The sequence below is a fragment of the Oscillibacter acetigenes genome, from assembly GCF_025567605.1.
In the GTDB taxonomy this organism is placed as follows: domain Bacteria; phylum Bacillota; class Clostridia; order Oscillospirales; family Oscillospiraceae; genus Oscillibacter; species Oscillibacter welbionis.
In genome coordinates this window covers 306,209-320,252 of sequence record NZ_JAOQKG010000005.1, presented here as the reverse complement: position 1 = coordinate 320,252, position 14,044 = coordinate 306,209, and the positions used below count along the sequence as shown (strand labels likewise).

Annotated in this window: 13 protein-coding genes and 2 tRNA genes; 9 read left to right on the top strand and 6 right to left on the bottom strand. The window is 57.5% G+C overall.

Annotated features, from left to right (window positions below):
* Positions 1-204: 204 nt before the first annotated feature.
* Both hpf and OCV80_RS12300 read left to right on the top strand, forming a co-directional pair.
* Positions 205-753, top strand: coding sequence for a ribosome hibernation-promoting factor, HPF/YfiA family (gene hpf, locus OCV80_RS12305; RefSeq protein ID WP_119310421.1), 549 nt, complete (start codon positions 205-207; stop codon positions 751-753).
* Between the two features lie 166 nt (positions 754-919).
* Positions 920-1,663, top strand: coding sequence for a PIN domain-containing protein (locus tag OCV80_RS12300; protein WP_119310422.1), 744 nt, complete (start codon positions 920-922; stop codon positions 1,661-1,663).
* A gap of 86 nt (positions 1,664-1,749) precedes the next feature.
* Here OCV80_RS12300 and OCV80_RS12295 read toward each other — a convergent pair whose 3' ends face one another.
* Together OCV80_RS12295 and gap are read right to left on the bottom strand one after the other, a co-directional pair.
* Positions 1,750-2,091 (bottom strand): helix-turn-helix domain-containing protein, encoded by a 342-nt coding sequence (locus tag OCV80_RS12295; protein ID WP_119310423.1) that lies wholly within the window; start codon positions 2,089-2,091, stop codon positions 1,750-1,752.
* A 149-nt stretch (positions 2,092-2,240) separates the two neighbouring features.
* Positions 2,241-3,266 carry a type I glyceraldehyde-3-phosphate dehydrogenase gene (gene gap, locus OCV80_RS12290; RefSeq protein WP_021748499.1) on the bottom strand — a complete coding sequence of 342 codons (1,026 nt, stop codon included), beginning with the start codon at positions 3,264-3,266 and terminating at the stop codon, positions 2,241-2,243.
* Between the two features lie 320 nt (positions 3,267-3,586).
* Between gap and OCV80_RS12285 the strand changes: the two genes are divergently transcribed.
* The 4 genes from OCV80_RS12285 (at position 3,587) to OCV80_RS12270 (ending at position 6,064) form a co-directional block, all read left to right on the top strand.
* Positions 3,587-4,399, top strand: a complete 813-nt coding sequence (locus OCV80_RS12285; RefSeq protein ID WP_021748501.1) for a sensor histidine kinase — start codon at positions 3,587-3,589, stop codon at positions 4,397-4,399.
* 122 nt (positions 4,400-4,521) lie between these two features.
* Entirely contained in the window at positions 4,522-5,586 is a 1,065-nt protein-coding gene (gene mnmA / locus OCV80_RS12280) for a tRNA 2-thiouridine(34) synthase MnmA (RefSeq protein ID WP_119310424.1), read from the top strand.
* Between the two features lie 302 nt (positions 5,587-5,888).
* Positions 5,889-5,975 (top strand) — tRNA-Leu (locus tag OCV80_RS12275).
* Between the two features lie 13 nt (positions 5,976-5,988).
* Positions 5,989-6,064: transfer RNA gene (locus OCV80_RS12270), tRNA-Met, on the top strand.
* Positions 6,065-6,258: 194 nt separating this feature from the next.
* Here the strand turns inward: OCV80_RS12270 and OCV80_RS12265 are convergent.
* The 4 genes from OCV80_RS12265 to OCV80_RS12250 form a co-directional block, all read right to left on the bottom strand.
* On the bottom strand, positions 6,259-6,588 hold the full coding sequence (locus tag OCV80_RS12265; protein WP_249390908.1) for a tyrosine-type recombinase/integrase: 330 nt from the start codon (positions 6,586-6,588) through the stop codon (positions 6,259-6,261).
* An 84-nt stretch (positions 6,589-6,672) separates the two neighbouring features.
* On the bottom strand, positions 6,673-7,677 hold the full coding sequence (locus tag OCV80_RS12260) for a tyrosine-type recombinase/integrase (RefSeq protein WP_267288434.1): 1,005 nt from the start codon (positions 7,675-7,677) through the stop codon (positions 6,673-6,675).
* Between the two features lie 47 nt (positions 7,678-7,724).
* Positions 7,725-7,904 (bottom strand): hypothetical protein, encoded by a 180-nt coding sequence (locus OCV80_RS12255; RefSeq protein WP_025544248.1) that lies wholly within the window; start codon positions 7,902-7,904, stop codon positions 7,725-7,727.
* A gap of 981 nt (positions 7,905-8,885) precedes the next feature.
* On the bottom strand, positions 8,886-10,355 hold the full coding sequence (locus OCV80_RS12250; protein ID WP_119310425.1) for a sigma-54 interaction domain-containing protein: 1,470 nt from the start codon (positions 10,353-10,355) through the stop codon (positions 8,886-8,888).
* 445 nt (positions 10,356-10,800) lie between these two features.
* On the opposite strand from OCV80_RS12250, the gene OCV80_RS12245 reads away from it, so the two are divergent.
* From OCV80_RS12245 to dctP, 3 genes are read left to right on the top strand one after another with little or no spacing between them, the layout of a single operon-like run.
* Positions 10,801-12,108, top strand: coding sequence for an acetyl-CoA hydrolase/transferase family protein (locus OCV80_RS12245; RefSeq protein WP_119310426.1), 1,308 nt, complete (start codon positions 10,801-10,803; stop codon positions 12,106-12,108).
* 1 nt (position 12,109) lies between these two features.
* A complete protein-coding gene (locus OCV80_RS12240) occupies positions 12,110-12,919 on the top strand; it encodes an enoyl-CoA hydratase/isomerase family protein (RefSeq protein WP_021749571.1) in 810 nt (269 codons plus the stop codon).
* Positions 12,920-12,956: 37 nt separating this feature from the next.
* Positions 12,957-14,042 (top strand): TRAP transporter substrate-binding protein DctP, encoded by a 1,086-nt coding sequence (gene dctP / locus OCV80_RS12235; protein WP_021749570.1) that lies wholly within the window; start codon positions 12,957-12,959, stop codon positions 14,040-14,042.
* The last annotated feature ends 2 nt before the right edge of the window (positions 14,043-14,044 follow it).

The window sequence follows — 14,044 nt, the reverse complement described above, 5'->3', positions numbered from 1 at the left end:
CTTCCGGGATTATCATACACCCGCCCTGCATCCCTTGTAAATAGGAGCTTTTGTCGGATCGGCTCCTCTTTTGTCGGATCGCTGCGGGCTCTGAACAATTTGTGAATTTCACCGGCTCGCCCCTTTTCAAATGGAAAGATTTGTGCTATATTAATAAAAAGGGGAGAGATCCCCGATCTCTCCCACACGAAAGGAGCGATCCCTATGAAGTATACCTTTGCCTGCAAGAGAGTCCCGCTGAATGATTCCATCAAGGAATATGCCCAGAAGAAGATCTCCAAGCTGGAGCGATACTTCCGGGAGGAGGATACCACCGCGTTTGTCACTTTCTCTGTGGAGAAGGACCATCTGTGCTCGGTGGAGATCACGATCCGCGGCGGCACCACGTTGCTGCGGGCACAGACGGAGGCTCCTGACGGAGATATGCGCGGCGCCATTGACGCCGCTGTGGGATATATCGAGCGGCAGATTCTGAAGAACAAGACCCGCCTGGCCAAGCGCCTGCGGACTGAGGGCTTCCCCCCGCCCGCCCCGGCGGACGACTTTGAGGTGGCTGAGGAGAAGGAGTTCCCCATCGTCCGTACCAAGCGCTTCTCCGTGAAGCCCATGAGTCCGGAGGAGGCCATCCTGCAGATGAACCTGCTGGACCACAGTTTTTTCGTGTTCCGCAGCAGTGAGGATGACGGCCTATCTATCGTCTACCGCCGGAAAAATGGCGGATACGGCCTGATCGTCACGGATGAAGAGGAGTGACCCGTACCTGGCAGACAGGGCGGAGCCGCGTCAGCGGCTCCGCCCTTTTTCGCTCCGCCCCGGAGATGGCGCGCAATGCCTCTTGTCCTTTTCGGCATCTTCTGCTATACTGATACCGGCAAATCCCCGCTATGGGTCAAAATACGAGGAAAGAAAGAACAATTTGATGAAGATGATTTTTTTGGTGGACGGCGACAACAACATTGGCACCGGGCTCCAGGGTATCGACCTGCTGACTGCCGAGGACACCGTCCTGGTCTTTTTCGGCAAGGGGCAGACCCTGGCCAACGTGAAAAAGCTGTGCGCCGGCACAAAGGCCCAGGTGCAGTATCTGGAGAGCGTGAAGGGAGGCAAGAACTCCCTGGACTTCCAGATCATCACGGAGCTGGGCGTCCTGGTGGGAAGAGGAGAGGCGGATTTCGCCTATGTCATCAGCCAGGACAAGGGATATGAGGCCGCCATGAGTGCCCTCCACGCACGATACGCCTCCACGTTCCGGGAGGTGGCTCTGCGCCCCTCCATTCAGGACTGTCTCCAGGCGGCGTTCCTGCTGCGGGCAGGCACTCGGGAGGAGCTGGCCGCCGCCCTGGCCCGGCAGTACGGCCCCGTGCAGGGTCAGCTGGCCTATGAGCATCTGGAGGCCCTGCTCACCCCGCCTCCGGTCCAGGAGGCGGCGGCCCCCTCCCCCGCGCCGGAAAACAAGGCGGCGTCCAAGCCCGGAAAGCGGCGCAGCCGCGCGGCGGCGAAGCCGGCGGAGACCGCCGAGCCCGCCCCGGCCCAGAGCGCCCCACAGGATGCGGAGGAGCCTGCCGGGACGGCGGAGCCTGCCGCCCCGGCCGCCAGATCCCGCCGCAGCGGTGCCAGCCGCCGCCGGAAGCGGGCGGAGCGGTCCAAGGCAGAAAAAGCATGACAAGAGGCCGCGCCTTTGGCGCGGCCTCTTTGAATCCGCCACAGTGGGCAACACGGCGCCCGGCCAGTCTGGCCGGGCGCCGTCTGTCACGTTGTCTGCTGTTCGTCCAGGGCCCGCAGCAGGGCCTCCACGGTCCGCTCCACCACCCGGACCGTCTCTTCGTCCCGGTCCCGCAGCAGATCCGTGATCCGCTGCACAGCGTCCCCGGGCGCGCCGAAGAGCACATAGTCGGCGTTCAAATCCAGCAGGCGGCACAGGCGGATAAAGTTCTCCAGCCGGGTGCCGGTGTTTCCCAGCTCCAAATCCGCAATAAAGGACACAGATAGATCGGCCCGCTCGGCAAGCACTTCTCTGCTCCAGTTGAGTCGCTCTCTGGCTTCCCGAAAGCGGCGTCCCATCTCTATTCTGTTTGGGTCACGTTTTCTCATAAAAGCACTGCTCCTGCTGTTTGAGAAAAGTGTACCCTATTTCCCAATAAAGAAAAATATAGTCTAGTACTTTATTGACAACGTACAAAGTACTATGTTAATATGAAAAAAATAGGACGCAGGCAGCTGCCCGCGCCCTAAAAAGCGTATTACCGGCTCTGGTCCGCTGTATGCATGTAGGCCATCAGATCCAGGATCTTGTTGGTGTAGCCCCACTCGTTGTCATACCAGGCGATCAGCTTCACAAAGTTGTTGTCCAGCATGATGCCGGCGGTCTCGTCGAAGATGCAGGTCTCTGAAAACCCCGTCAGGTCGGAGGACACCACCTGGTCGTTGGTGCAGGTGATGATGCCCTTCATGCTGTTCTGGGCGGCGTTTTCCATGGCCACGCACACATCATGATAGCTGGCAGGCTGCTTGAGGCGGGCGGTCAGGTCCACCACGGACACGTCGTTGGTGGGCACCCGGAAGCTCATGCCGGTCATTTTACCCTTCAGCTCCGGAATTACCACGCCCACCGCCTTGGCCGCGCCGGTGGTGGAGGGAATGATGTTGCCCAGGACGCTGCGGCCGGTACGCCAGTCCCGGCCCGCCCGGGCGTCCACAGCCTTCTGCTTGGCGGTGGCGGCGTGGATGGTGGACATCAGCGCCTGCTCGATGCCGAAGGTGTCGTTGATGACCTTAGTCATGGGGGCCAGGCAGTTGGTGGTGCAGGAGGCGTTGGAGACCACGTCCATCTCCGGGGTGTACCGCTTGTGGTTCACTCCCATGACAAAGGTGGGCGTGATGTCGTCCTTGGCCGGGGCGGAGATGATGACCTTTTTCGCCCCGTGCCGGAAGTGGGCGGAGGCCTTTTCCGTGGTGCAGTAGGCGCCCGTGGACTCGATGATGTACTCGGCGCCGCAGTCGTCCCAGGGGATGTTGGCGGCGTCGTCTTCACTGTAAACCCGGATCTTCTTGCCGTTGATAATCAGGTGACGGTCGTCCCGCTCCACCGTGCCCTGAAAGGTCTTGAACACGGAGTCGTACTTCACCTGATAGACCATGTAGTCCAGGTCCGCGTTCCGCAGGTTGATGCCGCACATCTGATAGGTGGCGCTGCCGCGCTCCACCATGATCCGCAGTGCCACGCGGCCGATCCGGCCAAATCCGTTGATTCCCACTTTGATCGCCATGTTCCCATTCCTTCCTGTATTCCGTATTCCGCCGCAGCGGATGTTGTCCTCATTATACCATATTACCGGAAAATGTCACCGCAATTTTGCGTAAAATTGCGCATATAAAACGCAAGATTTGTTGTCCGTTTTGCACAGACTGGACTTCTGTTCGGCCGTGTCTGCCGGACTTCGACAATTTTCCCCCTTTTTCGACAAAGACCTTGTCTTTGCATCCCTTTTTTGCTATCCTATTGGTGTTCGAGGCAGGCTTTTCCACGGTTTGAAAGCCCCTCCCCGTATATGCTACAAGAGAGAATCCCAGCTGAAAGGATGCGCCTATGGAAGCAGAGCAATTTGACTTCTCCGTTGTGTTCCCCAACATCGCCGCCCAGTTGCGCAGCGTGTTGGGAAACCTGCACTTGGCGGCCGCCCAGCTGGCGCCTGCCATCCGGCGGGAGGGGGATCCGGCGCTGGATTCCACAGCTTCCCTGCTGGATCAGAGCTACTACCGCCTGCTGCGGCTGGTGAACAATCTGACGGCGGCGGGAGAGCTGGGGCAGGACGCGCCCCTCCCCGTCCGGGACCGGGATTTGACGGAGACGGTCCGTGCGGTCTGTGCCGGGGCTCAGGGTCTGTTTGCGCTCAAAAAGGTCCAGCTGGAATTCCGGAGCGCTGCGGACTGCCACACCTGCGCTTTTCACCAGCCCTCCATCGAGCTGCTGCTCTACCAGTTGCTCTCCAATGCCCTGAAGTTTACCCCCGCCGGAGGCGCGGTGACCGTGGAGCTGAAATTCATCAACCGATGGGTCCGCCTGTCCGTGTCCGACACCGGCTGCGGTATCCAGGAGGACCAGATCCCCTTCCTGTTCGACCGCTACCTTCACGACGATGCGATGGCGCCCCAGCCCCACGGCCTGGGCCTGGGACTGCCTATCTGCCAGCACATCGCAGAGCGCCACGGCGGCACCATGATTGCCGAGTCCCGGCCGGGGCAGGGGTCCCGCTTCACCCTGTCGTTGCCGGACCGGCGATGCGGGACTGCGGACGTGTCGGACGTGAAGTTCGATTACAACGGCGGCTTCAATCCGCTCCTCCTGGCCCTGGCGGACGCCTTGCCCCCCCAGGCTTTCTCCCAGCGCCATCTGGACTGACCCTGGCTCCGGCTGGGGTCGGTTTTTTTCGCAGAAGCGGCTTTCCTTTTTTCCGGAAATCGGCTACAATAGCCCTATCACACGACCGGCGCTCCGTCGGCCTTTTCAGGAGGAACCCATTTATGTCCCAGCGTGTATTTGTGGCCATGAGCGGCGGCGTGGACAGCGCCGCAGCGGCGCTGCTGCTGCGGCAGGCCGGCTATAATGTCACCGGCGTGACGCTGCGCCTGCATCCCTATAAGGACCGCCCGGGCCTGTGCGGCTCTGCGGATGATATCGAGACAGCCCGCGCCGTGGCCGCCGGCATGGGGATTCCCCATGTGGTGCTGGACCTGTGCGATCTGTTCCGCGAGCGGGTCATGGACCGGTTTGTGTGGGCCTACACCCACGGCCGCACACCCAATCCCTGCATTGACTGCAACCGGGAGATCAAGTTCGGCGCCCTGCTGGACTGGGCGCTGGACCAGGGCGCGGACGCCATGGCCACCGGCCATTACGCCAGAGTCCGCCTCGATACGCCCTCCGGCCGCTGGCAGCTGCTGCGGGGCGCGGATCGACGGAAGGACCAGACGTACTTCCTCTATCAGTTGACCCAGCACCAGCTGGCCCATCTGCTGCTGCCGGTGGGAGACTATGAAAAGCCTGCCCTGCGGGCCCTGGCGGCCGCCAACGGCCTGTCCAACGCCCAGAAGGCCGACAGCCAGGACATCTGCTTTGTGCCGGATGGGGACTATGTGTCGTTTTTGCGGCAGTATGGCGGCGTGGAGCCCGTCCCCGGTGACTTCCTGGACTCAGAAGGCCGTGTGCTGGGCCGCCACAGGGGAATGGAATGCTATACCATCGGCCAGCGGAAAGGGCTGGGCGTCAGCGCCAACGCGCCGCAGTACGTGCTGGGGAAGGACCCGGACCGGAATGCCGTGATCCTAGGGGAGGACAACCGCCTCTACACCCGGGAGCTGACGGCGGAGCGGGTGAACTGGCTCTCCGTACCGGAGCCGGACCGCCCCCTGTCCGTCACCGCCAAGACCCGGTACAGCCAGCGGGAAGCTGCCGCCACAGTGGAACCGCTGCCCGGCGGCCGCATCCGCATGGTGTTCACAGAGCCTCAGCGGGCCGTCACCCCGGGGCAGGCGGTGGTGTTCTACGATGGAGATCTGGTGCTGGGCGGGGGCACCATCTGTCCGTGACGCAAAAGGACGCCGCGAAAGCGGCGTCCTGCAGTTCTTATCGCTGACTGGTGGTCCAGCTGTCCTGAAAGATCAGGTCATCCACATCCCCGCCGCTGATCGTCTGGTGTCTCATCATTTTATTTCCTCCTTTGCATTTGGGTTCTCAGCCAGTATATGCGCCTCCGGGCGGAAAATTGCACGGAAACGGGCACCTGTCTGGACTTTTTGCAACGGGAGTTGTCGAAAAAATTTGAAAGGTTTTCCTTGCCCGTGCTTGACAATGACTGGAGAGTATGGTATTCTAATCATTGCCGACAGCTGCCGGTGTGGTGGAATTGGTAGACACAGGGGACTTAAAATCCCCCGGTAGCGATACTGTACCGGTTCGAGTCCGGTCACCGGCACCACAGAACAGAATATCGCGGGGTAGAGCAGTTGGTAGCTCGTCGGGCTCATAACCCGGAGGTCGTTGGTTCAAGTCCAGCCCCCGCAACCACAAAACCGTCTGATTTCGCAAGAAATCAGACGGTTTTTCTTCACTTTTTGTCTCCAAAAGTTTCCGGAGAAATTACGCGATTTTGCAAAATTTGCAGTTGACCCAAACCGTGACCCAGACAGGGCAAAAAACGTGCCTTGGCGCAGCCCTTCTGCGCCAAGGCTTTCCTGCTGTTTGGGATTATTTTTTCGCTTTCAGATTGCCGCCGTCAGGACTTTTTCCATAGTCCTGGCCGCCTCCTTTTGCGCCGCTGTCGTGACGTGGGCGTAGGTGTCCAGCGTGAAGCCTGCGCTGAAATGTCCCAGCATCCCGGACACCGTCTTAATGTCCACCCCATTCTGAAGTGCCAGCATAGCGAACGTGTGCCGGAGGTCGTGGAATCGAACTCTGGGCAACCCCGCCCGCTTCAGCACCGGGTGGAGTATATGCAGGACGCTGTCTGGTGAGATGGGCCCGCCAGTGGGCCCGGGGAACACCCAGAGGCTACTGCCCGCTTTTTTCTTCTGCTGTTTCAGAACCTGGATCGTGTCCTCTGCCAGGGGCAGCGTCCGGTAGGCCTTCTTGGTTTTCAGGGAGGCATCTACGATTTTTCTGCTGATCCGGGCGATCTACTGTTTCATCCAAAGGTTTCCGTGTTCGAAATCGATGCCTTCCCATTTCGGGCCAAGCAATTCGCCTCTTCTCAATCTTGCTGCCAGCTCCACATAGTACATCTCGAATATCCTACTGTTTCTGGCATCTCTAAGGAAGGATGCCAGCTGTTCAATGGGCAGCGTTTTCATCTCCTTGCGTTTCAGCTTCGGCAAGGCACAGCCCTCTGTGGGGTCTGCTGCAATCAGCCGTTGCTCTTTGGCCAGCTTCATGGCCGAGGCGATGATCTGGCAGATGTTCCGCACCGTCTTGGGGCTCAAACCCTTTGCCTGATTTTTGCTCTCGACCCTGTCAATTCTCCCGCTGGTCAGCAGCTTCTTGCAGAATTTCTGTAACTCCAGAGAAGTGAGCTTTTCCAGCGGGACCTTGCCGATATTCGACTTAATGTGGTTGTTGATGTACCCCCGGTAGGTCTGGTGGGGGGACGGTCTCGCTTTGATCTTTGCGTAATTTTCGAACCACTCGTCCATCCAGGTACCTACCGTGTACTTCCCCGCCTTGGTGACGTCCAAGCTCTTGGTTTCCTCGATGGCCGCTTTCAGCTTGTTCTTCGCCTCTGCCTGGGTCCGGCCCAAGACGTTTTTGTAGATTAGCTTCCTGGTCTCCGGATTATGCCCGGCGGTATACCGCCCTTCCCACCGGCCATCTTTTCCTGATATTACCTTCACCGTTGGCCCGTTTCTTTGCCATGGCATCCGCCTCCCTTTACGACTCGATAAGCGTCTCGCTTCGCTCGGTTGCTCACATTTATGGAGCCAGCGAGCTCTCATCAGCGAAACAAAATGCCACAGAAAAAAGAAATAGCCAGATGGAAAGGTGACTGTTATCAAAAAGTTAAGAAAGAGCGGCCGACAGCGGCTCTTTTCTTTGTATAGCACATCAATTTTGACCTGGGGATCCTTCATTTTCGCCCTCTCTGTGGCCCGCGTTTCTTCCTCGTCCTCAAGGCAATACCGTTCCATCTCCCCGGCGATCCCTATACCTAACTGAAGCCCGGTGATGAAGAATGTCAGGAGGTTTCCTCCCGCAGTTCATTCTCCAGATCCGCCAACTGGAGCAAGGTCTCCTGATCTTGTTGGCCTAACCTTGCGTTGATTTCTCTGTAGGCTTGGTCCAGTTCCGCCCGGACTTTTTGAAGTTCTGGCTCCTGGCAGGACCTTGCGTGCAAGGCCTTCAAGTAGTCGTACATCGTACCGCCTCCTTGTCAGCGGAAAAGCATGTCACGATGCTGGCTCAATAGCCAGGGGACACGGCGCCTACTATCAGAAAAGTAACAATTTGTCTGCCTGATTGGAATCCTTGTCTTGTTTTCAGCGACGCATTCTTTGAAGGGGCTTTCGTGCCTCAATAGCCCCGGAACGCCCCAGCGGCACTCTGCGGATCTAAGGAGACAGCCGAATTTTGCGGAGAAAAGCGTCATTGCTGCTATTTCATGTGTGGAACAACGCTCTTTCAAAATCCCGCAACTGCCCGCACTGCGGGAAGTTGTGAGCGAATCGGCGCAACAAAAGCGCCGGTTCTTTCTCCTGCTTTTTTTCGTCCCCCGGTTCACTTCCAGAAACATGGGAATCCTCCAACGGAAGTGGGGCCAATCGTTGTGGGCAAACCTCATGTCATCTTGCCATTTGATGAGAAAGGCCAATGCAGGCGTGAGGTATCTCGTCTTTTCGCCACGCTGGCCCGACAAGGGCCGAAGGCAGTTGTTTGTGGGCAACGGATGCCGCCCCGGCCTCGTCCGCCCGACACAGCGGCCCACAGGGGCAAACGAGGGCGGAATTGTTGGGGGCTCAATGACAGAGAAAAAAGGCTTCTTTGTCGACGGCGTCGTAATTCGCGTATTTAGCAAAAGCGCGTTCCCTCTCCCTATCTTTCGTCCTCTGGCCACAAAAGTGGGGCCGGGCTTCTGCCCAGAACTGCAGCCGCCGTATAGCTGGACGAGATGCTTGCCCACAAAAAAGCCCGGATGGTCTTGTACAAAGAATCAGCAGAGCCGCACGAGCCGCCCCGCTGATTTTACCCAGCTCCCCACATGGGTCCAAAGGTCTGTGCCATTTACATAGAGTTGCCCGCATTCCAAGCATCCCGTGGCCCAACTCATTTCATATTGCATTTTGGAATTTGAATACATAGTATCCACATTGCATTAGCGGATGTTTATTTTGTCAGATCCTCATTCTTTGCCTTCTGCTGAAGAGGTTCCATATTTCTGCCGTAGCTGTTCCCAATGGCGTAGGAACGTAGTGGGCGGGAGTTTCAGGCGTTCCGCAGCCTTACGGATACTTCCGTACCGCTCGTAGAATGTCTGGAGATACCGCAGCTCCATACGCTCCAGCATCTCATTCAGTCCCGCCTCTGCCGGAGCATCCTGAACAGGCTCCGGACCCGCCACGTTCATCGGCAAGCTCTCCGGCTGAATCAAGTCTGTATCCGTGATGATGGTTGCCTGCTCAATGCTGTTTTTCAGCTGGCGGACGTTCCCTTCCCACCGATAGTTCAGCAACGCAAAGCAGGTTGCTGGGGACAGTTTCCGATGAAAGTCGTATTTTTGATTGTAGTAATCTAGAAAATGCTGAGCCAGAGGAATGATGTCATTTTTTCGCTTCCGGAGCGGCGGAATATGGATCGGCATGACATTCAGCCGGTAATACAGGTCCTCCCGAAAGCGTTTCTGCTGCACCATCTCTTCCAAGTCGCAGTTAGTAGCGGCGATCACTCGGATGTCCACCTGTACGGGTTCGTTGCCGCCCACGCGGATGAAAGAGCGGTTCTGCAGCACATGGAGCAGTTTGGCCTGCATATTCAGAGACAGCTCGCCGACCTCATCCAGAAACAGCGTTCCGTGATCTGCTGCCTCTAGAAGGCCTGGCTTCACTTTACTGCCAGCGCCGGTGAAGGCATGGCCTTCATGTCCAAAGAGTTCGCTCTCAAAGAGAGACTCTGTGATGGCAGCGCAGTTGATGGGAACAAACCGCCGGTTGGACCGCCCGCTGTTCTGGTGGATAAATCTGGCAATCTCATCCTTACCTACACCGGTTTCTCCCAGCAGAAGGGCGGTAGAGTCCACCTTGGCTATCCGGGCGGCCAGGGCCAGCACCTTCAGCATCTCCTTATCGGCCACAATCAGTTTGCTTTGGCCACCCATCCGGGCCTTGATGCTCTCCAGTTCCTGGAGATATTGGTCATTCAGTCCCCGGATCTTATCAAGCTCCTGCTGCAAAGAGCTGATTTCGTCCAAATCCCGGTCATTACAGATATAGAATTCAATCTCACCGCAGCTATCAAATACCGGCGTGCAGGACACATGTGCACTGCGCCCTGTGCGATAGAAGGTCTGCACAATGGTGTGTGGCTTTTTGGTCTTTGCTACGATAGCACCGCAGGATTCGGAAATCAGATGGTTTTTCACCAACTGCTCCACCGGCACCCCCACTAACTCCTCTCTCCGAATCCCGGTGAGGACCTCATAAGCCCGGTTGATCCGCAGCGTCACCAGATTCCGGTCTGAGATCTGGATGGCATCCGTAGAGTTCTCGATAAAAGCATCCAGGACACGGTTCTGTTCTTCCAAATCCAAAACTCGCTTGCGCAGTTCCTCCATGGTCTCATGGGAAAACTGCGAGCGCACCTGCTTTTGCTCCAAAAATGGAACACCTCCCTTCGCCTTTTGCTCTTTTGTGCAATTTCAAATTTGAAATCACACTTTTTATCGTCAAAACTCATATCATCTTTGCTTTGTTTTTAACAAAAATGACTATATCATAAATCTTATGTTTTCACAAGTTCCAATTTCGGAGCACTCTGCTCAAAATTCGTTCCAATTTTGGAACACAAAATTGCAATTTTTTTCACATAATCGAGGCCCCGTTTCCGTCATGGAAAATAATTCGATCTTTTTTGAATTTCAGGAGGAACCGCAATTCCATACAGTCATAGGGGTTTCTGGCTTTTCGCTGGAATGTTTTTTTAAATTGGCAAGATTTTTGCTATAATGATTTGTCGAATTCCAACGGAATGTGTTGGTGGCGGAAATCCCCCGCCAGACATACCATCGATGAAATATGTGAGATTTTAAGGAGGTACAAGAGATGGAAGACTGGAAGGTACTCTATGCTTCCAAATTAATGACGGCAGATGAGGCCGTCCGGCAGATCCCCGATGGTTCCCGGGTCTTTTTCGGCCATGCGGCCAATGAACCCCCCGTCCTGGTGGATGCGCTGGTGCGAAACTATGAGCAATATAAGGATGTGGAGATCGTCCACTGGGTTCCCATGGGAAAAGGGGAGTACTGCGATCCCAAGATGAAGGGGCACCTTCGCCACAATGCCATGTTTGTGGGCGGCCCAACCCGCAAGGCTGTGCAGGAAGGACGGGCGGACTACACACCCTTTTTCTTCCACCAGTCCACCCGATTCTTCTCTGACGGCACCTTCCCCATTGACGTGGCGATGGTTTCCGTCACTCCGCCGGACAAGCACGGCTATGTGTCCCTGGGCGTCTCCGTGGGCGGCACCAAGCCCGCCTGCCTGAACGCCAAAATGGTCATTGCCCAGGTCAACGACCAGATGCCCCGCACCATGGGGGAGTCCTTCCTTCACGTCTCCCAGCTGACCTGCTGTGTGGAGGCATCCACGCCTCTGCCGGAGCTGGGCGGAGGCACCATCGGCGAAGTGGAGGAAGCCATCGGCCGGAATGTGGCCTCCCTGGTGGAGGACGGCTCTACATTGCAGCTGGGCATCGGCACCATCCCTGATGCGGTGCTGAAGTTCCTGGGGGACAAGAAGGATTTGGGCATCCACTCCGAGATGTTCTCCGACGGCGTGGTGGATCTGTACCAGAAGGGGGTCATCACCGGTGCCAACAAGCGGCTGGACAAGGGCAAGATGGTGGCTGCCTTCCTGATGGGCTCCAAAAAGCTTTACGACTTTGTGGATGACAATCCGGACGTGATGATGCGGACTGTGGACTACGTGAACAACCCCGCCGTGATCTGCCAGAATCCCAAAGTGGTGTCCATCAACTCCTGCCTACAGGTGGACTTCAACGGTCAGGTGAACTCCGAGTCCATGGGCACCAAGCAATTCTCCGGCATCGGCGGTCAGCTGGACTATGTCCGCGGCGCGGCCATGTGTCCCGACGGCAAAGCCATTCTGGCCATGCCCTCCACGGCCAAGCACGGGGAAGTGTCCCGGATCGTCCCGGTGTTTGAGCCCGGCACCACTGTCACCACCACCCGTACGGACGTCCACTACATCGTGACGGAATACGGCGTCGCCAACCTGCGGGCCAAGAGCCTGCGGGAGCGGGCCCGGCTCCTCATCAACATCGCCCACCCCAAGTTCCGGGATCAGCTCTGGGAAGCTTACTACGAACGCTATGGCAAGGAGGATCAGTAATATGTCCGAGAAAAAAATTGAGGCCGTCAATGGACATACCTTACAAAAGGTATTCCTGTCCGTGGAGGATCACATCGCCGTTATGACCCTCCACAATCCCCCGGTGAATGCGGCAGACGGCGTGGTGCAGGAGGAGATCCTGCTCCTGTGCGACTATATCAACCATGAGGATGACATCTGGGTGTGCATTATGCACTCCGACATCAAAACCTTCTGCGTGGGCGTGGACATCAAGCGATTCTATCAGAGCATCCTGGATAAGGATGTCACCAATACCCAGGAGGTCTATTACGATGGTGCTCAGGCCCTCTATGAACTGCGGGTTCCCCTGATCTGTGCAGTTCACGGCCACTGCCTGGGCGGCGGCGTGTGCTACCCCGCCGGTGCGGATATCTCTATCGCCGTGAAGGGGACCCTCTTCGGCGCACCGGAGGCAAAGCTCAGCGTGGTGGGCGGCAGCGCCCATCTAGCCCGCATTCTGCCCCCCCAGATCCAGCGGGATATGAGCTACTGCGGCACCTTCATCACCGCAGAAGAGCTCCACGACAAGTACGGCGGTGTCACCATGGTGGTAGACACGCTGGAGGAACTGATGCCCGCGGCCATGGACAAGGCGCGGGAGTTGTGCCGCCGTGGTCCCCTGGTGCTGCGGTACCTGAAAGCCTGCATGAATGAGCAGGAGGATTTCCAGATCCACCGGAAGGATGAGCTGGAGGTGACTTACACCCGCTACATGGCTCGTCATGCGGATTTCAAGGAGGGTGTTTCCGCCTTCCTGGAAAAGCGGGAGCCGCAGTATACCGGCCAGTAAAACACATCCCCCATACAAGACTTTAGGAGGAAGGATCATGAGAAAGAATGCAAAAAAACTGTTTGCGCTGATTCTGGCACTGTGTATGTCGCTGACGTTGCTGACTGCTTGCGGCGGCGATACCGCTGGCAGCGATTCAGGCGTGGGAGAGAGCTCCTCCGGTGGCGAGACGATCACCTGGCGCCTGCAGAGCAGCTACTCCCTGAATTCCCTGCAGGGCGATATGGCCACCAACCTGAAGGAGGCTCTGGAGACCGCTACCAATGGCCGCCTTCAGGTGGAGCTGTATGAGCCGGGCGCTTTGTGCCAGACCTCCGATATACTGACCTATCTCTCGCAAAATGCCTTTGACTGTGCCGTCATCTTCGGCTCCACCTTCTCCGGCCTGATTCCGGAGGCGGATCTGGCCTGCGGCATCCCCTTTGCATGGGAGAGCTCCGCCGAAATCTATGACGTAATGGAGAACTATGGGTTGCTGGATGTGATCCAGGAGGCCTACGGAGAACTGAATCTCAAATACTACTGGAATGCCCATGAGCCCAACTACAACGTCCTGGCAAACTTCCAGGTAGAGAGCCTGGAGGACTTCCACGGCAAAAAGATCCGCGCTCTGGGCGTGTGGGGCGACTTCCTGGCTGCGTTGGGGGCCTCTCCCACCAACATCGCCGGCACAGAGGTCTATCAGGCCCTGCAGCTGGGCACCATTGACGGCGCTCTGTATGGATGGTCCTCTCTGAGTGACTCCAACAACATCCGCGAGGTGGCGCAGTACGCCCTCAGCCCCTCCATGTGCTTCTGCCAAATGGCCACCGTGGTGAATCAGGACAGCCTGAACAAGCTCCCTGAGGACCTGCGGAGCATCGTGGACGAGACCATCCGGCTGGCCAACATCGGCGTCATCGGCCAGGCCCATGTGGTTGGTACGGAGAAAAGTGTTCGAGACGCTATCCAGGGCGGCTACACTGAGCTGTCTCCGCTGCCTGATGACGTCCTGGCCGAGATGCGTGAAATTGCTGTCACCCAGACCTGGGAAGAGCTGGCCGCCAAGAGCGAGCGTATGGCCCGCGGTATCGAGATCATCAAGCAGCAAAACCGTGACTATGGCCGCCAAGTGGATTACTGAGT